The sequence below is a fragment of the Ponticaulis profundi genome, assembly GCF_042659465.1.
Taxonomy (GTDB): Bacteria; Pseudomonadota; Alphaproteobacteria; order Caulobacterales; family Hyphomonadaceae; genus Ponticaulis; species Ponticaulis profundi.
Map to the genome: position 1 here is coordinate 122,125 of NZ_JBHSSW010000017.1, position 18,804 is coordinate 140,928.

General features: G+C 56.3%; 20 protein-coding genes. 14 read left to right on the forward strand and 6 right to left on the reverse strand.

The window, feature by feature from the left end; translation table 11 throughout:
• Positions 1-432 precede the first annotated feature (432 nt).
• On the forward strand, positions 433-1,233 hold the full coding sequence (gene kdsB, locus ACFQDM_RS12965) for a 3-deoxy-manno-octulosonate cytidylyltransferase (RefSeq protein ID WP_377379702.1): 801 nt from the start codon (positions 433-435) through the stop codon (positions 1,231-1,233).
• Here the strand turns inward: kdsB and ACFQDM_RS12970 are convergent.
• Entirely contained in the window at positions 1,230-2,909 is a 1,680-nt protein-coding gene (locus ACFQDM_RS12970) for an ABC transporter permease (protein WP_377379704.1), read from the reverse strand. The genes kdsB and ACFQDM_RS12970 overlap by 4 nt on opposite strands.
• A 45-nt stretch (positions 2,910-2,954) precedes the next feature.
• Between ACFQDM_RS12970 and ACFQDM_RS12975 the strand changes: the two genes are divergently transcribed.
• The 3 genes from ACFQDM_RS12975 to ACFQDM_RS12985 all read left to right on the forward strand — a co-directional run bounded on the left by ACFQDM_RS12975 (position 2,955) and on the right by ACFQDM_RS12985 (position 5,624).
• Entirely contained in the window at positions 2,955-4,010 is a 1,056-nt protein-coding gene (locus ACFQDM_RS12975) for an ABC transporter ATP-binding protein (protein ID WP_377379706.1), read from the forward strand.
• Between the two features lie 61 nt (positions 4,011-4,071).
• Positions 4,072-5,172 (forward strand): Fe(3+) ABC transporter substrate-binding protein, encoded by a 1,101-nt coding sequence (locus ACFQDM_RS12980; RefSeq protein WP_377379708.1) that lies wholly within the window; start codon positions 4,072-4,074, stop codon positions 5,170-5,172.
• Between the two features lie 86 nt (positions 5,173-5,258).
• On the forward strand, positions 5,259-5,624 hold the full coding sequence (locus tag ACFQDM_RS12985) for a DUF983 domain-containing protein (protein WP_377379710.1): 366 nt from the start codon (positions 5,259-5,261) through the stop codon (positions 5,622-5,624).
• A 3-nt stretch (positions 5,625-5,627) separates the two neighbouring features.
• Here the strand turns inward: ACFQDM_RS12985 and ACFQDM_RS12990 are convergent, their stop codons facing one another.
• On the reverse strand, positions 5,628-6,131 hold the full coding sequence (locus ACFQDM_RS12990; protein WP_377379712.1) for a PaaI family thioesterase: 504 nt from the start codon (positions 6,129-6,131) through the stop codon (positions 5,628-5,630).
• Positions 6,132-6,246: 115 nt separating this feature from the next.
• Here ACFQDM_RS12990 and ACFQDM_RS12995 point away from each other — a divergent pair, with 115 nt between their 5' ends.
• Positions 6,247-6,690 (forward strand): MAPEG family protein, encoded by a 444-nt coding sequence (locus ACFQDM_RS12995; protein WP_377379714.1) that lies wholly within the window; start codon positions 6,247-6,249, stop codon positions 6,688-6,690.
• A gap of 2 nt (positions 6,691-6,692) precedes the next feature.
• On the opposite strand, the gene ACFQDM_RS13000 is transcribed toward ACFQDM_RS12995, so the two are convergent.
• Positions 6,693-7,010, reverse strand: a complete 318-nt coding sequence (locus ACFQDM_RS13000) for a DMT family transporter (RefSeq protein ID WP_377379716.1) — start codon at positions 7,008-7,010, stop codon at positions 6,693-6,695.
• 232 nt (positions 7,011-7,242) lie between these two features.
• Between ACFQDM_RS13000 and prfA the strand changes: the two genes are divergently transcribed.
• The 4 genes from prfA to ACFQDM_RS13020 all read left to right on the forward strand — a co-directional run bounded on the left by prfA (position 7,243) and on the right by ACFQDM_RS13020 (position 10,763).
• Entirely contained in the window at positions 7,243-8,316 is a 1,074-nt protein-coding gene (prfA, locus tag ACFQDM_RS13005) for a peptide chain release factor 1 (RefSeq protein WP_377379718.1), read from the forward strand.
• 2 nt (positions 8,317-8,318) lie between these two features.
• Complete coding sequence (locus ACFQDM_RS13010) at positions 8,319-9,083, forward strand: MOSC domain-containing protein (RefSeq protein ID WP_377379820.1); 765 nt, start codon at positions 8,319-8,321, stop codon at positions 9,081-9,083.
• Complete coding sequence (prmC, locus tag ACFQDM_RS13015; protein WP_377379720.1) at positions 9,083-9,937, forward strand: peptide chain release factor N(5)-glutamine methyltransferase; 855 nt, start codon at positions 9,083-9,085, stop codon at positions 9,935-9,937. Before ACFQDM_RS13010 ends, prmC begins: the two co-directional genes overlap by 1 nt.
• Positions 9,938-10,097: 160 nt before the next feature.
• A complete protein-coding gene (locus tag ACFQDM_RS13020) occupies positions 10,098-10,763 on the forward strand; it encodes a DUF4167 domain-containing protein (RefSeq protein WP_377379722.1) in 666 nt (221 codons plus the stop codon).
• Positions 10,764-10,777: 14 nt separating this feature from the next.
• Here the strand turns inward: ACFQDM_RS13020 and ACFQDM_RS13025 are convergent, their stop codons facing one another.
• Together ACFQDM_RS13025 and ACFQDM_RS13030 are read right to left on the reverse strand one after the other, a co-directional pair.
• Entirely contained in the window at positions 10,778-11,152 is a 375-nt protein-coding gene (locus ACFQDM_RS13025; protein ID WP_377379724.1) for a MarR family transcriptional regulator, read from the reverse strand.
• Positions 11,153-11,272: 120 nt separating this feature from the next.
• Entirely contained in the window at positions 11,273-11,893 is a 621-nt protein-coding gene (locus tag ACFQDM_RS13030) for a S24 family peptidase (RefSeq protein WP_377379726.1), read from the reverse strand.
• A 135-nt stretch (positions 11,894-12,028) separates the two neighbouring features.
• On the opposite strand from ACFQDM_RS13030, the gene ACFQDM_RS13035 reads away from it, so the two are divergent.
• The 3 genes from ACFQDM_RS13035 to ACFQDM_RS13045 all read left to right on the forward strand — a co-directional run bounded on the left by ACFQDM_RS13035 (position 12,029) and on the right by ACFQDM_RS13045 (position 15,658).
• Entirely contained in the window at positions 12,029-13,105 is a 1,077-nt protein-coding gene (locus ACFQDM_RS13035) for a quinone-dependent dihydroorotate dehydrogenase (protein ID WP_377379728.1), read from the forward strand.
• A 32-nt stretch (positions 13,106-13,137) separates the two neighbouring features.
• Positions 13,138-14,043: a histone deacetylase family protein gene (locus ACFQDM_RS13040; protein WP_377379730.1), complete on the forward strand. Its 906-nt coding sequence runs from the start codon at positions 13,138-13,140 to the stop codon at positions 14,041-14,043.
• 85 nt (positions 14,044-14,128) lie between these two features.
• Entirely contained in the window at positions 14,129-15,658 is a 1,530-nt protein-coding gene (locus tag ACFQDM_RS13045) for a glycosyltransferase family 2 protein (RefSeq protein ID WP_377379732.1), read from the forward strand.
• On the opposite strand, the gene ACFQDM_RS13050 is transcribed toward ACFQDM_RS13045, so the two are convergent.
• Positions 15,655-16,866, reverse strand: a complete 1,212-nt coding sequence (locus tag ACFQDM_RS13050) for a mechanosensitive ion channel family protein (RefSeq protein ID WP_377379734.1) — start codon at positions 16,864-16,866, stop codon at positions 15,655-15,657. The genes ACFQDM_RS13045 and ACFQDM_RS13050 overlap by 4 nt on opposite strands.
• A gap of 203 nt (positions 16,867-17,069) precedes the next feature.
• On the opposite strand from ACFQDM_RS13050, the gene ACFQDM_RS13055 reads away from it, so the two are divergent.
• A complete protein-coding gene (locus ACFQDM_RS13055) occupies positions 17,070-17,309 on the forward strand; it encodes a hypothetical protein (protein WP_377379736.1) in 240 nt (79 codons plus the stop codon).
• A gap of 149 nt (positions 17,310-17,458) precedes the next feature.
• Complete coding sequence (locus ACFQDM_RS13060) at positions 17,459-18,664, forward strand: acyl-CoA dehydrogenase family protein (RefSeq protein WP_377379738.1); 1,206 nt, start codon at positions 17,459-17,461, stop codon at positions 18,662-18,664.
• Positions 18,665-18,804: the final 140 nt, after the last annotated feature.

Consider the following 18,804-nt stretch of genomic DNA (forward strand, 5'->3'; position numbering starts at 1 on the left):
AATTGACGCGAATAATCCGCTGATGCTCGCAAACCGAGTGAATGCAATTTATCGGCGAACCTGTGACATAGTAAACAAAATTTTAATGTGAAGGATAAGTAACCCAGAAAAAACGTGTGGAAAAGTACATCTGTGCTCAAAACTACGCGTATTTGGCGAAAAGTGGCGAAAATGATTGATTTTTTTATCTCGTTTAACGCGTTTTAAGTATACTAAACACGTTAATGGGAAAGAGTTAATATTAACACTTGCCAAGTTAACTTTTTAATTTCGGTAATTTCAAAGGAAAGCGGGCTTTCAAACAGCTTCCCGAAAGGCGTTAACGAGTACGTATTTTAAGAGATGCTCAAGTAACGCGCTTGCGCGGGTCTGGTTTGACAAGCAGAGCAACAGGCTGGAAACAGACGGACGAAGGACATTGAAGAGGTTTTTATGCGCGTTCTGATTGTTGTGCCGGCCCGATACGGTTCGACCCGATTTCCTGGCAAGCCACTTCAACTCATCGCTGGCCGTAGCATGGTCTCCCGCGTTGCGGACGTCGCCAGAGACGCCGCCCGACAGATGAACGGGGCTGACTATGTGGTAGCGACCGATGATGAGCGCATTCTGACCCATTGTGAGCAGGAAGGTCTGAAGGCGGTTCTGACGCCGGAAAATGTTGCCACAGGCACAGACCGTGCACTCGCCGCCGTTCAGGCCTTAAACGTTCGTCCGGACGTTGTAATCAATCTGCAAGGTGATGCGCCCTTTACGCCCGCGGCTATGGTCGCAGCGATCGGGAAGGCGGCGGCTGAAGGAGATGAAGACGTTGCCACGCCAGTTGTGCAGCTGAGCTGGGAGGCGCTCGACGATATGCGCGAGCATAAGAAGCTGGCACCCTTCAGCGGCACCACATGTATCCGCGCTAAAAATGGTCGCGCGCTCTGGTTCTCCAAGAACATTCTCCCGGCGATGCGCAAAGAGGACAAATTGCGACAGTCAGACGCGCTGTCACCCGTTCTGCGCCATATTGGACTATATGCCTATCGGCTTGAGGCCCTGGAGCAATTCGCCCGACTGCCCGAAGCGCATTATGAGGCGCTCGAGGGATTGGAGCAGCTTCGTATGCTGGAAAACGGCATGACCATTCGCGCCGTCCTGGTGGATGAGCCTGAGATCAGTATTGGGGGCGTCGATACGCCCGAAGACCTGGCCCTGGCAGAGCGGCTCCTGAAGGCACGCGGCCTGGCCTAGTGCCTCTTCGAAACCTTGTTCAGGAGCAGAACTGGAATGAGCCCGATCACCACAAGGGCGAGCGCTGCGGTTGACGCTTCAGCCAGGCGTTCATCCGATGCCAGGCGATAGACACGCGTGGCCAGTGTTTCGAAATTGAAGGGACGCAACAGCAATGTGGCGGGCAGTTCGCGCATGGTATCGATAAAGACCAGCAGAGCGGCTGAATAAAGGGCAGGCCTCAATCCCGGAAAATGCACTTTCGAAACAATGCGCCAGGTTCGCGAGCCCAGCGTGCGGGCTGCTTCGTCCATGGATGTGGGGATTGCGCCAACAGCTGGCTCGACGGTGTTATAGGCGACCGTGAGAAAGCGGATCACATAGGCATAGATCAGGGCAAACACCGAGCCCGTCAGAATGAGGCCAAGCCCCAGTCCGAACTGGTTTTCCACCCAGCTCGACAGGATTTTGTCGAAACTCGTGAGCGGCAGCAAAAGACCAACCGCCAGCAGCGTGCCGGGCAGGGCATAGCCCAGTGTTGCAAGGCGCGTCGCGGCGACGCTGACAGGCAGTCTGTCTGCGCGTGTCCGGCTGCGTTGGGCATAGGCCAGAAACAGAGCGAGCAGCAGCGCGATCAGCGCCGTTCCGATGGAAAGGCTGAAGCTGTTTCGCGCAAAGATGACGAACTGCGATACGGACCGTACGCCATCTGCTTCAAGCGCGAGCCAGATCAGTCGCAAAACCGGGATGAGAAAGCCGAACAAAATCGGGATGGCGCAGCCAATCATGGCGCCGATGCTCAACACCGGGCCCAGCTTCATGGGCGGGCTGAGACTGTCTCGGGCAATGGCGGGCGCGTCACTGTCATTGCGCGCGGCGCGTTCGATCATCAGCAGAATGGCGACAATCACCAGAAGCAGGCCTGCGAGCCGAAGGGAGGAGACCGGATCACCCAGTCCATACCAGGCACGATAAATGCCTGTCGAAAATGTGGTGACGCCAAAATAGTCCGCGACGCCAAAATCCGCGGCTGTTTCCATCATTGCCAGCGCCATACCGCCGAGGATCGCAGCCTTGGCTGAGGGCAGAGCCACACGCCAGAACGCGCGCAAGGGAGATGCACCAAGGCTTCGGGCGGCCGCAAATCGCGTGCGTGACTGGTTCAGAAAAGATGATCGCGCCAGCAGATAGACATAAGGGTAAAGCACGAGTGCGAGCATCACCCCGGCCCCGGGGAGAGATCTTATGGGTGGAAACCAGTAATCTGAAGCGCCCCAGCCGGTAACGTCGCGGATCCATGTCTGAACCGGACCTGCAAATTCCAGAAGGTCGGTATAGACATAGGCGATGATGTAGGCGGGCGCTGCAACCGGAAGCACCAGCAGCCACTCAAAAATCCTGCGGCCCGGAAAATCGGTCACCGCAACCAGCCAGGCAGCGCCTGTGCCCATCGTGCTCGTCAGAACAGCCACGATCAGCAGCAGCCCGAGCGTGTTCAGCACATAATCCCAGAGTACGGTTGAGACGAGGTGATCCCAGCTGCCTTCGCTCGGGGCCATCGATCCGAACAGAATGCCAAGAATTGGAATAATCAGGAAAATACAGAGTGCAATAATACCAATAGCGTGCCATTCGACGCGCAAAGGTCTTGGCGTTTCGCTTTCAGCTCTTGTAGGGAGGGCATTCAACACACTCATGAGCATGCTCTAGACCTAAGGGCGTGTTCAGTCAAAGTATTGCTTATGACACTCATTCTCGAGAATCTGACTCACGCTTACGGACAAACAAAAACCCTTCAGGGTGTCAGCCTGAATGTGGAAAAGGGAGAGGTTGTCTCACTTCTTGGTCCGTCGGGATGCGGGAAAACGACGCTGCTCCGTCTGGTGGCAGGCCTTGAGCATTTGAAAAGTGGTCGGATCGAGCTGGATGGCCAGCTTCTGGCGACGGAAGGCCATCACCCACCGCCTGAAACGCGCCCCGTTGGGCTGGTCTTTCAGGAGCATGCGCTCTTTCCCGGCATGAATGTTGCCGAAAACATCATGTTCGGTCTGAAAAAGCTGCCCGCAGCGAAACGTCAGGAACGATGCCGCGAACTTCTGAATATGGTTGGCCTGGCGGGATTTGAACGTCGAAAGCCTGGTGCCTTGTCTGGTGGCCAGCAGCAAAGGGTGGCTCTGGCACGCGCGCTCGCGCCAGCGCCATCGGTCATGTTGCTTGACGAACCTTATGCCAGCGTCGATGTGATGCTGAAGCGTGAAATGCGCGAAGCTGCGCGTCTCTTGCTGAAACAGGCTGGCAGCGCGTCCATTCTGGTGACGCATGATCCGGAAGAAGCGCTGGAAATGTCAGACCGGATCGCCATCATGTCGGATGGCAGGATTTTGCAGGTTGGCACCCCGGAAGACATTATCGAGCAGCCGCTTGCGCCAGAAGTTGCGCACCTGTTCGGTGAGGCGCAGATGCTCGATGGTGAGATTGATGGCGATTTCCTGAACACGCCCATCGGTCGTTTCCGGATCCCCGGCGGTTCGTCAGAGTCGATGAAGGGCAAGCTTTATGACCTTGTGGTGCGGCCGACCGGGCTGTCCTATCACGCCGATCCGGACGGTGAATGGATTGTCCGCGACCTGCGCTACAGCAGCACTGGGCGTATTCTCTATCTGACAGGCGCCAACACAGACTCGCTATCCGTTGTGCGTGTCAGCACGGGGTTCGGCGCACCACCGGTTGTTGGCGAACGTGGGCATATCGATCTGCTGGATCGTCATGCCTTCCTTTTTGCAAAAAAGTCGCACTAGCACGCCTTGTCGTGAGGGGAGTGCGGGGCTAGGTAAGAATAGTTCTCAAGAAGGATTGTTCATGACCCGCTTTACGACATTCGCTATTGCCGCCAGTGTTTTACTCGCTTCCTGTGGGGGAGAGAGCTCGCCTCCTGCTGAAACGTCAGCCGAAGCGCCAGCGTCCTCGGGCAGCACATCTGCTGCGACCGAAGCGAAAAAACAGAATGCGGGCGTGGTGAATGTTTATTCGGCTCGCCACTATGACAGTGACCTGGCCCTCTACAAGCAGTTTACCGAAGAGACGGGCATCAAGGTGAACCTGCTTGAAGGTGAGAGTGACCAGCTCATTCAGCGCATGGTCAATGAAGCTGAGTTTTCACCGGCTGACGTTCTGATCACAGTCGATGCCGGACGGCTCTGGCGCGGTGTGGATCGGGGCGTCTTCCAGCCGCTCGAGGATCAGAGCATTCTGAACCGCATTCCGGAGCATTTCAAAAATCCTGACAATTACTGGGTGGCGCTGACCAAGCGTGCACGCGTGATCGTCTATAACAAGGAAGATGGCGCACCTGAGGGCCTGACTGAATATGCTGACCTCGCAGATCCTGCCTATGAAGGTGAGATCTGCATGCGCACATCCACCAACATTTATAACCTGTCGCTGATCGCCTCTTTTGTCTCCCGGCAAGGCGAAGAGGGCGCTGAAGAATGGGCGCGCGGTGTGGTGTCCAACTTTGCCCGGTCTCCGCAGGGCAATGATATTTCCATTCTGAAATCCATTGCGGCTGGTGAGTGCGGCCTGACCGTCGCCAATACATATTATATCGCGCGTCTCGGCGTTTCGGAAAATGAAGCCGACCGCGAGGTCTATAACAAGCTTGGCATTATCTTCCCGAACCAGGAAACGACCGGTACGCATGTGAACGTGTCCGGTATTGGTCTGGCGAAATACACCAAGAACAAGGAAAATGCGCTTGCGCTGATTGAATTCCTGACACGCCCGGACATCCAGCACGAATTCTCTTCAGGCAATAACGAATATCCGGCGGTAGCAGACGCAGAGACGGCTCCGCAGGTTATCGCGCTTGGTGACTTTGTCGCGGATGATCTGAATGTCAGCGAACTCGGTCGCAATCAGGCTGCAGCTGTCCGGGTGCTCGACCGCGCTGGCTGGAACTAAAGGACAAGGCGTTCGACGCGACTATTTTAGCATTTGTGCAAAAAAGTCGCGTTGACGCATAGGCCCAGCTCCGCCACATGGCTGGCATGACCAAAGTTTCTCCGATCTCAGCAGGCCTGCAGGGGCGCTGCCCAACCTGTGGCCAGGGCCGCGTCTGGCGCGGTTATCTGAAATTCAAGCCAGCCTGTGAGGCATGTGGGCAGGATTTCACCCAGGCCGATACCGCCGATGGCCCAGCCTTTTTTGTCGGTTTTTTCGTGCTGATCATTCTCGCACCCTTCGGCTTCATCATTCCAATGGCCGATCAGCCGATCTGGTGGAAAATTCTGCTGATGGTGATTCTTGCGATTATTACGATTGTGGTCAGCCTGATCCTTCTGCCGATTGCGAAATCGCTTCTGATGGCGCTTCAGATCGCCAACAAGGCGGAACAGGCGCGTTTCGAGGACTAGGCTTTAGTCCTCGAGGCGAAAGGCGCGATCCGTCAACTGCCACGCACCGGTAATATGCGTCGTGGCTTTGCCATCTGGCCGGTAGATATGCGTGTCGATGATGGCACTGCGTGACGCGCGATCAATCAGCCGGGACTCAATGCGATAAGTCTCACCGGACGGCACCGGACGCAGGAAGCGTGTGTGAAAGTCGACCGTAGAGAACCCGGCAGGCCGATCCAGCAGGCTTGTAAAAACATGCGCCTGCACAAAGTCGCCCAGCACATTCAGAGCGCCGCCCATGATGATGCCGTCAAAGGCATTCAGGCGCGCATCCGCCGTCCAGTCGAGGATCAGCTCTCCATATTCCGCTTTGACCAGTTTCAGCGTGGCATCGATATCGGTTGTCTGGATGCAGGCGAGTGGGCTGCGAACCCCTTCCGTGCCCAGCGCTTTGCGGACCGCTTTGAGCCCCCAATTGTCGCCCTGTTTGTCCGCAATGATTTTCGATTGCCCGTCTGCTGGCATTCTGCCCTCCTATAAAAACAACCAAAAGTAGTATTTGGTATTTCATCCAGCGAAGCAAGTGCCTGCGGGGATTTTTCTGGTTATATGGCGAAATACAACAACAGGGGAGGAAATCATGAATGCAGAACTTATCGGTGCGGTGAAACCGGCACTTCTGCCTGTCTTTGCGCTGATCGTCTGGACCTTTGTCATGTGGTTCTGGATGTTCATCACGCGCGTGCCAGCCATGCAGAAGGCGCAGATTGATCCAAACACCATCAAGGGCGGAGAGGATCTTCGCAGCAGGCTGCCAGCCAGCGTGATGAATGTCAGCGACAACTACAATCATCTGCATGAACAGCCGACGATTTTTTACGCGCTGGCATTTTATCTGGCTCTGGCAGGCGGCGCGGACAATGTGAATGTTATGCTGCTCTGGGTTTATGTCGTGCTGCGTGTCGTGCACTCGGTTATCCAGGCAACGTTCAACAATGTGACGATCCGCTTTCTCGTGTTCGCGCTGTCGTCTTTTGCATTGCTCATCATCATTGTCCGCGAAATCCTGCGGCTCTTCGTCTGAGATCAGGGCGTTGCAAGCTTCATGAGCAGCAGGCCGCCGCCAATCATCAGTGCGGCGGCGATGCGCAGCGCATTGGCAGGCTCATTCAGAAAAAGAATGCCAATCAGAAACGCCCCAAGCGCTCCAATACCGGTCCACACCGCATAAGCAGTCCCGAGCGGCAGAGATTTCATCGCGAGTGAGAGAAGGCCGAAGCTGCCAATCATGGCGATCAGCGTGGTGGTCGAGGCAATGGGCCGCGTGAAACCTTCGGATTGCTTCATGGAAAAAGCCCAGACGATTTCGAGCGCGCCTGCAAATGTCAGATAGAGCCAGGCCATGCTGGTGTCTCCATTCCTGTTCTATCAGGCCGTTCCTGATGTCTTTTCCCGGAATGGGGGAGGTCGTCCTCCTGCCTGGGTTTCCTATCCCGGCTCGCACCTCGTCGCAAGTGTGGTGGTAAGCAGGGTGGGGCGACGTGAATTTCCGCTGGGATATGCTTTCTTTGGCCTGCGCCGCTTTTCGTTTTCGTCATTTGCCACTATGTCAGCGGGCTGAGGAGTATTCTACGACATGGCCACGATTCCGCATCACCGACTCGAGCAGGTAATTGATCGTTTTGACGAGGTCGAAGCGCGCATGGGAGCGGCGACCGATCCTGACGAAATCGTTTCCTTGTCGAAAGAGCACTCAGAGCTTCGCCCGGTGGCCGAAAAGGCAAGCGCGCTCGCTCAGATGCGCGCAGATCTGGAAGAAGCTGAAGAGATGATGGAATCGGGTGATGCCGAAATGGCAGAGCTCGCACGTGACGAATATTACCGCATCAAGGACGAAATTCCCGAGCTTGAAAACGAAGTCCAGATCCTGCTTCTGCCGAAAGATGAGGACGACAAGGCGAACGTCGTTCTGGAAGTCCGTGCCGGTACGGGCGGCGATGAAGCGGCGCTGTTCGCGGGCGATCTCTTCCGCATGTATCAGCGTTATGCGTCGCTCCAGGGCTGGAAACTCAACGTGATCTCAGCGTCTGAGGGAGATGCCGGCGGCTATAAGGAAATCATCGCGGAAATCGAAGGCGATGGCGTGTTCGGTAAGCTGAAATTCGAAAGCGGCGTCCACCGTGTTCAGCGCGTTCCGAAAACAGAAAGCGGCGGTCGCATTCACACTTCTGCTGCAACGGTTGCGGTTCTGCCTGCGCCTGAAAATGTTGATATCGAAGTCCGCCAGGAAGACATCCGCATTGATACCATGCGTGCCTCCGGCGCGGGTGGTCAGCACGTTAACACGACGGACTCCGCGGTACGCATCACGCACTTGCCAACCGGTATTGTCGTCACGTCTTCAGAAAAATCCCAGCACGCAAACCGTGCCAAGGCGATGGAAGTCCTGAAAGTGCGCCTTTACGAAAAAGAGCGTGAAGAGAAAGACGCTGCGCGGGCTGAAGAGCGTAAGTCCAAGGTCGGGTCCGGTGACCGTTCGGAGAAAATCCGCACCTATAACTTCCCGGAAAACCGCGTCTCTGATCACCGGATCAAGCTGACCCTCCACAAGATGGACAGCGTGCTTGCAGGCGATGATCTCCATGATGTCATCAACGCGCTTCTGACCGAAGATCAGGCGGCCCGTCTCGCTGATATGGAGCAGGATTGACCATGGCTCTGGGGCAGATTGCAGCCCTTTATCGCTATCCTGTGAAAGGCTTCTCGCCTGAGGAGATTGATCAGGCAGAGCTGACAGCTGGCGCCTTTTTTCCGTGTGATCGGCTCTTCGCCATTGAAAACGGACCATCCGGCTTTGATCCGGCAGCGCCGGGCCATATTTCCAAGCAGAAATTCACCGTTCTGGCACGCGCTGCAGAGCTGGCGCGCGCGCGAACCCGGTTCGATGATGAAAGCGGTGATTTTGAAATAGAACTCGACGGTGTGACGTCGATTTTTTCGCTCGCGGATATGGATGGCCGTGAGCAGTTTGCTTCTTTTCTATCGGCTCAGTTTGGCGATCAGTTCGCGGGACCTCTGAAAGTCCTGGAAGGGCCTGACGGGCACCGCTTCACCGATCATCACTCCGGGCAAGTCTCTTTGCTCAATCTGGCAAGCGTCGAAGCGTTCTCTGATGCGCTGGGCCAGCCTGTTGAAGCATCCCGCTTTCGCATGAATGTGCATTTGAGTGGCATGGCGCCATGGGCCGAAGATGACTGGCAGCCAGGCAACCGGCTGAAACTGGGCGGCGCTGTGCTGGAGGTACTGAAGCCAACAAAGCGCTGCAAGGCGACGCACGCAAACCCGCAGACCGGCATATATGATCTGAACCTCGTGCCGGAACTGTTTCGACTGTTTCAGCGAAACACTCTGGGTGTCTATGCTCTGGTGTCCGAAGGCGGGCACATACGCCCCGGTGATCGTCTGGAGCGCGCGTAATGGGAGTGACCTTTGCAGATTTGCTGCGTCAGGGCGCTGCCAGGCTCTTTGAGGACGGTCTGGACAATGCGCGCGGGGACGCAAAGCTCCTTCTGCTCGCGGCTGCGGGCTTTTCTGGCAGCGATTTTATTCTCCGTGAACATGACATGGTGTCAGACGATGTTCGGGCATCCTATGAGGCTATGATTACCCGCCGGGCGGAGCGTGAACCGGTATCGAAGATCCTGGGCGTGGTTGAATTCTTTGGTCGCACCTTTCGCACGGACAGCCGCGCTCTGGCGCCCCGCCAGGACAGTGAGCGTCTGGTCGAGGCGGCCCTTGAAGCCTCTGCCGGACAAAGCGCCGGGCGGGTCATTGATTTGGGCACCGGGTCTGGCTGTCTCTTGCTGTCTTTTCTGCAGGAGCGCCCCGCCTGGCAGGGTTTGGGGGTCGATATCAGCCCGGATGCCTTGTCGCTTGCGCGAGAAAACGCTGACCATATGTCTCTGCAGGACCGCGTGCGCTTTCTGGAGGGAAGCTGGGCCGTGGCGCAGGACCAGCTAGCGGAGATTGATCTCGTCATTTCCAATCCGCCTTACATCCCGACAGGCGATCTGGACGGTCTTGATCCGGAGGTGCGACGTCATGACCCGGCACTGGCGCTCGATGGCGGATCGGACGGCCTCAACGCGTATCGGGACTTGCTGATATTGCTGTCTGAGAGGCTTCGGTCCGGTGTTCCCGTGCTTTTCGAGATTGGGTTCGATCAGGCTGAACTGCTGAAAAGTCTTGCGGAAGGGCATGGATTTGCTGAATTTACCGTTCGCAAGGACTTTTCTGGGCACAATCGTGTGGTTGGAATGGTCCAACAGTAAAAAAGGGCTTGGCGGAATCGTTTGAAGACGCTAGGCAAGGGCAAACGAACTAAGCGCAGTTTGTTTTTCCCGGCATCTTTCTCGCTAGAGGCTAGTTCCGAACTAGGCGAATGGGGTGCCGACTGAGCTTTAACGCTATCAGCAGACGCAGGATGGATCTATGAAACGCCAACGCGGGCGTGGGCGCAAGCCGAGCAATCCGGGTAATCGTTCCTATGAAAGTAACGGGCCTGACGTGAAAATTCGCGGCAACGCCAACCAGATTTACGACAAATATCTTCAGTACGCCCGGGACGCCCAGACAGCTGGCGACCGTATTGCGGCTGAAGCTTTCTACCAGCACGCTGAGCATTACTTCCGCATTATGGCGATGTATCAGCCGAAGGATCGTCCACCGCAGAATCAGGATGACTCTCAGGAGTCACGCAACGAATCTGACAATGACGATGATGATGATTCCCGTGACAATGACGAGGAGACGTCTTCTCGCAATCATGAGAAGTCCAAATCCTCTTCCAAATCATCCGACGATGTTCAGGTTGATGGGCTTCAGGTTGTCGACGGTGAGGGCGAAGGCCCTGACGAGATCGCGGCATCCTCCAATTCCAAGAGCAGCGCTCCGCGCCGTCGTCGTTCGCCGCGCCGCTCAACCAAGTCTGAGAACTCGGATAACGGGTCGTCAGACGGTGAAGCCGCTTCAAAAGAAGAGCCTGCAGATGATGCGGGTCTGAAAGCGGTTCTGGCGCGCTCAGCAGCTCCGGCTGATGATGCGGGTGACCAGAAAAAAGAAGGCAGCAAGGAAGCTGTCGAGAGCGCCGAAGGCTAGGCGCTCTTCTGAAATCAGGCGACGGCCCGGCGGTCTAATTCGCGTTGGTCGACCTTTGTCGCTGCCGCCTGAATCATCTCGGCAAAATCGCTGAGATAGACCGAACCCTTGACGGTTCGTTGTACCAGAACATTGCGTAGATCATCCGGATCCTTTTTCCGTCTCACAAGGTCGAGACGGGAAAGGGTGTCCAGCGCCCGCGTTACGGCGGGCTTTGTGATGTTCAGATCTGCGGCAAGTCCGCGGACCGTATGCGGTGCAGGCTTCATATAGATGTTGAGCAGGATCGCCTGCTGTCGAAGGGTCAGGTCCGGGCGGTCAGCCCTGACTTCATCAGATATGACAGTGCGCCACAGTTCGAGCGAATCCATGCTGTTCAGAAACGTCATTGGCGGCCTCGGGGGTTATGCGTCCATCAAAAAGACTCGACGTATTCGTCGAATCACGCAAGCCGCGAGTTAATAAAGTCTTAACAGACCTGTGGAAATTTTTTGTAAATTGCTCAGACTTTACTGGCTGGCCCACAGAATACGGGCCATCCAGGCGATCATGTTGCGCGGCGTCTGGCGCACCGGATAGTCTGGATTGGCTGAAATCAGTTCCACTTGCGTGTCGGTCATTCGCCCCAGCGTCTTGGCCAGAACTTCACCTTCCAGTGTTTTGACAATCACCCGGTCCCCGCGCCGGATCTGTGCGCCTGGCGCCACGATCACGCGGTCTCCTTCGCGGTAAACCGGCTCCATCGAATTGCCTGAAATTTCCAGAGCATAGACCGCCTCATCGCGCAGGCCCGGGAAACGCACCGAATCCCAGCCTTCGCCAACCGGAAAACCGGCGTCATCGAAAAAGCCATCATAGCCTGCCTGCGCAAGACCGATCAGCGGGACTGAGCGGCCGGGGCGACCTTCTACCAGATCGGCAAACTCTTCGAACGTGCCACCGACAGCTTCCAATGCCTTGGAGACACTTTCCGTTGAAGGCCAGCGGGGCTTTCCATCTCTTGATTGTCGTTTGGAGCGGTTGAAGGATGTGGAATCAAGGCCGGCCGCGCGGGCAAGGCCGGAGGCCGAGAGGCCGTGACGTTCCGCGAGCAAGTCAATCCCGCGCCACATATCCGCATGCCTCATCATCCCCTCCTTGGGTATTTATTCATGTAGATACCACAAGATATAGGAATATCAACCTATCATGCATGACCCGCGTCCGCTTTGCGCCGTCGGGTAAACGCGCTATCTCTTCGCCATCACGCAAAACGGGGAAGATGAATGGCGCTTATGAAGCTTGGTCAGTCGCTGATGACGCGAATGGATCCGGAAACGGCGCATGGTCTGACCATCAAGGCGCTGAAGTCTGGCCTAGTGCCTGCAAACGCCAGTGCGCCGGACGCACGTATCTGCATGACGCTTCGACATTCCGGGCTGGTGCTGCGGTCTCCGGTCGGGCTGGCTGCGGGTTTTGACAAGAATGCGGAAGTCCCCGGCCCGATGTCGCGCTTTGGGTTCGGCTTTGTCGAGTGCGGTACGGTTACACCAGAACCGCAGCCTGGAAATCCGAAGCCACGCCTGTTTCGCCTGCGCGAAGACCGGGCGGTGATCAATCGCATGGGCTTCAACAATGATGGGCTTGAACCCTTCATCGGCAATCTTCAGCGCTATTCCGGTCATGTGCCGGTCGGCGCCAATGTCGGTGCGAACAAGCTGACCGAAGACAAGATCGCCGATTACGAGCTTGGTATTCGCGCGGTTTATCCCGTCTGCAACTACATCACCATCAACATATCCTCGCCCAACACGCCGGGGCTGCGCGGTCTGCAGGACAAGGACTCCCTTCGCGCTTTGCTGACACGGTGTGGCAGCGCGCTGGAGCGTGTCCGGACAGAACATGCCGGCATTGCGGACCGTCCGGTCTTCCTGAAACTGGCGCCGGATCTGGATGAAGAGGCTGTGCGCGACATTTCCGCTGTCGTTCGGGGTGAGGGCGCATGGCTGTCAGGTCTGATCGTTTCCAACACAACGCTGGAGCGCCCGGATACGCTGCAAAGCCCGCATAAGGGCGAAATGGGCGGCCTGTCCGGAGCGCCGCTTTTTGACCTTTCCACGCGGGTCCTGGCCATGTTCGCGCGCGAACTGGGTGAGCGGTTTGACCTGATTGGGGCGGGCGGCATTGCAAATGCGCATCAGGCCTATGCAAAAATTCGGGCTGGTGCACAGGCCGTCCAACTCTATTCTGCTCTCGTATATGAAGGCATTGAGCTGCCCCAGCAGATCAATGAAGGCCTGATCCAGTGTCTGGAGCAGGATGGATTGTCTTCCCTGGAGGAGGCTGTCGGGGCGGATCTTTAAAAGATCAGAACCAAACGAAGGAGCCTGTCTCCATGTTGTCGGTTGTCCAGCATCCCGATTACGACGCACAAACTGTTTCAGACGATCACCGGTTTCCGATGCGGAAATACGCAGAGACGGCACGTCTTCTGAAAGAGCGCGGCATTGTTTCCGGTACCAATCCATTCATCACGCCAGAGCCTGCCAGCTATGACGAAATCGCCAGCGCGCATTCGCATGACTATGTCCGCGGCGCGTTCGATCTGACGCTCGATCGCAAGAAGGTTCGCGAGATCGGTTTTGAGCTGCATGAAGATGTGGTGCGTCGCTCGCGCCTCTCCTGTGCCGGATCCATTCTGGCGGGTCGTATCGCGATGGACGAAGGGATTGCCTGCAATGCGGCCGGTGGCAGTCATCATGCCAGACGCGATGGCGGTGCCGGTTTCTGCGTTTTCAACGATGTCGGCGTTGCCGTGAAAACCCTGAAGGCAGAGGGCGTGATCGGCCGGGCGATGGTCATTGATTGCGATGTCCATCAGGGCGATGGGACGGCCGACATTTTTGCCGACGATCCGGATGTCTACACCGTGTCTGTTCACTGCGAGACCAATTGGCCGACCCGCAAAGTGCCAAGCAATCTCGATTTCGGACTGGAGGCCGGGCTGCGAGACGAGGCCTATCTGAACGCGCTGGAACGCGCGCTCGATCAGGCATTCGCCGAGTTCGTTCCCGATCTTGTCTATTACAATGCAGGGGTCGATCCGCATGAGGAAGACCGGCTGGGCAAGCTCGCACTCAGCGAGGCTGGCATCGCGGCGCGTGACCGCTATGTGCTGAAACGCGTGCGGGAGAAAGGCTATCCCGTTGTGGGCGTGATGGGCGGTGGCTATAACACAGACATCGATCTTCTGGCCCGGTTGCACAGCAAGATGTTCGAAGCCGCCAGTCTGGTTAAGTAGACAATCGAAAGTCGAATTATAAAAAGATTCGACCAAAAGTAAATATTTCGTTAATCTTCATCCTGAGGGATGGGGGTAAACGGGTATGCAGTCACGGCATCGGGCGCGTCTGGTGCGCAAAGCCAGGCGTCGTCAGCCTGCAAAATGCTTCTTCGTTCCAGCAAGCGAGGCGGCGAGGCGCATTGAGCATGCTGAGCTCTTTCTCTCCAGACATCATTCGGCTGCGAGTTGCATGCATGGTCTGAATGCGTTTCAGAAAGGTTTGCTGAAACGGCTCGGCATGGTGCTGGGTTTAATCTTGCTGCTTAAGCCAGGGCTGCTTTTTCTGATTGGATGTGTGCTTGCCTTCGCAGCCTTTCTGGCGGTTATGTCCTTTCGCATCGTCATCGCCATTGCGGGTTTTGTGGTGCGGCCTGCCTTGCAGGTCATCGAGCATTTTACCGGAAGACGCGAGACGAATTGGCCACCATACACCGTGCTGGTTCCGGTATACCGCGAACTCGCCGTTATTGAGGGGCTCGTGAGCGCACTCATGGCGATCGACTATCCAAAGCATCTGCTCGACATACAGATTTTGATCGAAGCGGATGATGTCGCCATGCGTGAATTGCTCGAGCAGATGTCGCTGCCGTCGCAGTTCCGGATCATTGTCATCCCGAAAGGGCGTATTCAGACAAAGCCGCGGGCTCTGAATTACGGATTGTCGCTCGCGCGTGGTGACTATGTGGCGATTTATGACGCCGAAGATCACATGTCGCCTGATCAGCTGAAGGCAGCCGTTAGGACATTTCGTGCAGCGCGCGCCAATGGCAGGAAGCGCCAGCTTGCCTGCGTTCAGGCGCCTTTGATACCGGACAATGGAGATGAAGCCTGGATCGCACGACAGTTCGAGCTGGAATACTTTGTACATTTCGGCCTGATTGTGCCGGGACTGACGGCATTTGACATGCCGGTCATGCTGGGCGGTACCAGCAATCATCTTGACCGGAACGTGCTCGAAGCCATTGGCGGTTGGGACCCGTATAATGTGACGGAGGATGCAGATCTCGGCCTGAGACTGGCGGCGCACGGATACCGTGTCGGGGCGATCTGGTCACCGACCTATGAAGAAGCGCCCGTGCGATTGAAGCAATGGGTCAATCAGAGATCGCGCTGGATCAAAGGCTTCATGCAGACCTTCGGTGTGTTTTCGCGCCATCCCTTTGAACATATGCGCGCATTGGGTGTCGTCCGCTGGATCTCGGCCTATCTGCTGCTGGGTGGTTCGGTATTGTCCGCCGTCTTTCACGGGCCGATTGCCATCGTGTTTCTGTTAATCCTTCTGGTCCCTGGGTGGCGCCCGCCTGACTATGCGCTGCTCTTCTATCTGACAGGCTTGTCCGTCCATGCGGTGACGACGCTCGCAACCTTGCGCAGCTTCACGCTTTTCCGGCTTCTGGCGCTCGCAACGGCGCCGTTATACTGGCCGCTACAGACCGCTGCCGCCATCAAGGCGCTTGTCGAGCTCTGGCGTGCGCCATTCTTCTGGGACAAGACGGAACATGGGCTCTCGCCGAATGTGCAGCGGCGCGTCAGACTTCGCCAGCTTGCCATGCAGGCGCGGCGTGAAGCCTAGGCCGGATCAGGCGGTGATTTTTTCTTAGCCTCGTCGCGATCTTCCGGGAAGTCGATCTGTTCCGACATGGATGGATGCTTCTCTCCGCCGCCATTCTGGTCGCCATTGGCGAAGGATTCGAGGATTTTGCTGTCGTCGATCTGCAACTGCCCACGACGACGTGGAAGCGCGCCTGGATATTCCTTTTGCAGCCAGCTGATCATTTTCTCGCGGACTTCGCAGCGCAAATCCCATGCGACGGGGCTCGAACGCGCGCTCATCAGGGCGCGGATTTCCATCGTCTCTTCGCTTGTATTGATGACTTGAAGCACTTTGACTTCGCCATCCCACAGCTCTGACTCGTCGAGGATTTCGCTCAGCCGATCACGCATTTTGGAAACCGGCGCGGTATAATCGAGATGCCAGATGGCACTGCCGATAATGTTGGAGGTTTCGCGCGTCCAGTTCTGAAATGGCTTTTCGATGATCTGTGTCAGCGGCACGATCAGCCGCCGCCAGTCCCAGATCTTTACAACCACATAGGTGGCGGTGATTTCTTCAATCCAGCCCCATTCGCCTTCCATGATGACGGCGTCGCCGATCCGTATCGGCTGGGTGAGGGCGATCTGAATTCCGGCCAGCAAATTGGCGAGCACGGGGCGGGCGGCAAAGCCAATGACAATGCCTGCGACACCGGCTGATGCAAACAGTGAGACACCAACCGTGCGAACGCTTGGAAAGATCATCAGCATGGCCGCAATCGTGACCAGCATGATCAGCATGGTCATCATCTGGCGCAGCACCTTCATCCGGGTGGAGACTTTGCGCGCTTCCAGATTGTCTTCGGCGTCCATATCGTACTTGTTGAGCCGCGCTTCGGTCAGCGCGCGTACGATCTGATTGACAAGCCAGCCTGTCGTGCCGATCAGCATGATCAACACCAAGCGATCAAGACCGACACGCCAGTCGCCCGGAACTGAGATCAACGGCATGACCAGTTCTATCGCGACAATGATGGCGATGATCCGCGTCACAAACTTCATGCGTTTGAAAACGCGCGCCAGCAGGCTTTCAGAATCCGTGCGGGTGGCCCGGCTGAGCAGTTTGAAGACAAGCCAGTGGATGAACAGGCCAACGGCGATCGCGCCGATCAGGACTAGTGCGGAGATCAGATGATCGAAAGCCAGAGATCCGATCAGTTCGTCCCATTTCTCGCTGAGTGATGGCAAAAAGCTTCCCCAAAGGTCCGTGGTTTTTGCAGGTTGCGTCTGATCTTTCCTACTCTGCCATTTCGCAACTGCGGAATCTGCACTTGAAGGTAATGAAGCAAGTGACAATCTGGTTCCGATAAATGTTTGGGCAGTTGGCGATGGCGCTTGCGGCAGTTTTTTGCTGAAAAGACATGCGTTGTCCCGGGGAAATTGAGAGTGCGATGTTTGGCTATTCGCTTGAATTGATCATAACGCTGGTGGGGCTCGTCTTCGGGGTTGGCCTGTTTTTCCTTTCGTCGCACCGTGCAGGTTTGCCGCGCGATGACATGCGCCCGCGTGTTTTGCCCTGGCGTTTGTTCATCGTGCTCTCTGCCTTCTGGACCTTGTTGATGCTGGTCCACCTGGTCAATATTTTCGGAATTGAAACCGGACCGGATAAAAGTCCTTTCATGCGCTTTTAAATACCGGTCATCAGCGCGCTTTCGACGCAAATTTTATCTTGGCTTCCCCATGCGGCAGCTTGCTATGCTAAACTATTGAGATAGTTTACTACTGTGAAATCACAGAGTGCATGCTCAGAAAGAATAATGTCATCAGGGAGGCTTTTGACATGGCAGATGGAATGGACACCGGACTCGAGCAGTTTCGAGCCGAAACACGCGCCTGGCTGGAAGAAAATTGCCCGCCATCCATGCGTACACCCATGCCCGAAGACGAGATCGTCTGGGGTGGCCGCGGCGAAAAATTCAAGAACCCGGAATCGAAGGTCTGGCTGGAACGTATGGCCGAAAAAGGCTGGACAGCGCCGACCTGGCCCAAGGAATATGGCGGCGGTGGTCTCTCTCAGGCCGAAGCCCGCGTGCTCGCAGAAGAGCTGAAACGTATCAAGGCGCGCACGCCGCTCAACTCTTTTGGTCTCTGGATGTTCGGCCCTGTGCTCATTGAGTACGGCAATGAAGAACAGAAAAAGCGCTTCCTGCCAGACATTGTTCACGGCAAAATCCGCTGGTGTCAGGGCTATTCCGAACCGGGTGCCGGTTCCGACCTCGCCGGTCTCCAGACAAAGTGTGAAGACAAGGGCGATCACTGGCTGATCAACGGTCAGAAAGTCTGGACGTCATATGCGAATGAAGCCGACTGGATCTTCTGCCTCGTGCGCACCGACACGAGTGTGAAGCATGAAGGCATTTCCTTCATTCTGTTCGATATGGAGAGCGAAGGCGTCGAGACGCGTCCGATCAAGCTGATCTCCGGTTCATCTCCTTTCTGCGAAACCTTCTTCACCGATGTGAAAGTGCCGAAAGAGCAGATGGTGGGTCGCCTGAATGGTGGCTGGGAAATTGCCAAACGCCTGCTTCAGTATGAGCGCACGAACATTTCAGCGGGCGGTTTCGGTTCCGCGCCGGGTGCTATGCCGCTTTATGAGATCGCGAAGCATTATGTTGGCGAGGAAAACGGCAAGCTGGATGATGATGATCTGCGTCTGCGTCTCGCTGACCACATGATGGCGGACAAAGCCTTCAACCTCACGGTCCGTCGCATGGGCGAACAGTCCAAAACCGGCGAAGTCAGCCATACGGCCTCCATCGTGAAATATGCAGCAGCAAAGCTCAACCAGTCCAAGACCGAGCTGATGGTCGAGGCGATGGGCTTCCAGGGGCTTGGCTGGGAAGGCGAAGGCTTCTCGGAGAAAGAGCTGACTGCGCCGAAGGCCATGTTGCGTGCAAAAGCGAACTCGATCGAGGGCGGCACGTCAGAGGTGAACCTCAACGTCGTGGCCAAGCGCGTGCTCGGCTTGCAGGATCACAAGGGCTAATCGTGAGTCAGTTTGGCGCGGACATCGCTCTGATAGCATTTTTTGCAATTTCGCTAGTCGGCGGATTGCTGGCTGGACGAGCAAAGACAGCGCCACTGATTCTATGCGGGCTCGCGTTCAGCCTTTCTGCGCCCATCGTG

Bases quoted from the DNA above. Each gene is read 5' to 3' on its own strand.
- ACFQDM_RS13045 (WP_377379732.1), top strand. From the start codon at position 14,129: ATGCAGTCACGGCATCGGGCGCGTCTGGTGCGCAAAGCCAGGCGTCGT.
- prfA (WP_377379718.1), top strand. From the start codon at position 7,243: ATGGCCACGATTCCGCATCACCGACTCGAGCAGGTAATTGATCGTTTT.
- ACFQDM_RS13035 (WP_377379728.1), top strand. From the start codon at position 12,029: ATGGCGCTTATGAAGCTTGGTCAGTCGCTGATGACGCGAATGGATCCG.
- prmC (WP_377379720.1), top strand. From the start codon at position 9,083: ATGGGAGTGACCTTTGCAGATTTGCTGCGTCAGGGCGCTGCCAGGCTC.
- ACFQDM_RS12995 (WP_377379714.1), top strand. From the start codon at position 6,247: ATGAATGCAGAACTTATCGGTGCGGTGAAACCGGCACTTCTGCCTGTC.
- ACFQDM_RS13030 (WP_377379726.1), bottom strand. From the start codon at position 11,893: ATGATGAGGCATGCGGATATGTGGCGCGGGATTGACTTGCTCGCGGAA.
- ACFQDM_RS12980 (WP_377379708.1), top strand. From the start codon at position 4,072: ATGACCCGCTTTACGACATTCGCTATTGCCGCCAGTGTTTTACTCGCT.
- ACFQDM_RS13010 (WP_377379820.1), top strand. From the start codon at position 8,319: ATGGCTCTGGGGCAGATTGCAGCCCTTTATCGCTATCCTGTGAAAGGC.
- ACFQDM_RS13020 (WP_377379722.1), top strand. From the start codon at position 10,098: ATGAAACGCCAACGCGGGCGTGGGCGCAAGCCGAGCAATCCGGGTAAT.
- ACFQDM_RS12975 (WP_377379706.1), top strand. From the start codon at position 2,955: ATGACACTCATTCTCGAGAATCTGACTCACGCTTACGGACAAACAAAA.
- ACFQDM_RS13040 (WP_377379730.1), top strand. From the start codon at position 13,138: ATGTTGTCGGTTGTCCAGCATCCCGATTACGACGCACAAACTGTTTCA.
- ACFQDM_RS13060 (WP_377379738.1), top strand. From the start codon at position 17,459: ATGGCAGATGGAATGGACACCGGACTCGAGCAGTTTCGAGCCGAAACA.
- ACFQDM_RS13055 (WP_377379736.1), top strand. From the start codon at position 17,070: ATGTTTGGCTATTCGCTTGAATTGATCATAACGCTGGTGGGGCTCGTC.
- kdsB (WP_377379702.1), top strand. From the start codon at position 433: ATGCGCGTTCTGATTGTTGTGCCGGCCCGATACGGTTCGACCCGATTT.
- ACFQDM_RS12985 (WP_377379710.1), top strand. From the start codon at position 5,259: ATGACCAAAGTTTCTCCGATCTCAGCAGGCCTGCAGGGGCGCTGCCCA.
- ACFQDM_RS13025 (WP_377379724.1), bottom strand. From the start codon at position 11,152: ATGACGTTTCTGAACAGCATGGATTCGCTCGAACTGTGGCGCACTGTC.
- ACFQDM_RS12990 (WP_377379712.1), bottom strand. From the start codon at position 6,131: ATGCCAGCAGACGGGCAATCGAAAATCATTGCGGACAAACAGGGCGAC.
- ACFQDM_RS12970 (WP_377379704.1), bottom strand. From the start codon at position 2,909: ATGAGTGTGTTGAATGCCCTCCCTACAAGAGCTGAAAGCGAAACGCCA.
- ACFQDM_RS13000 (WP_377379716.1), bottom strand. From the start codon at position 7,010: ATGGCCTGGCTCTATCTGACATTTGCAGGCGCGCTCGAAATCGTCTGG.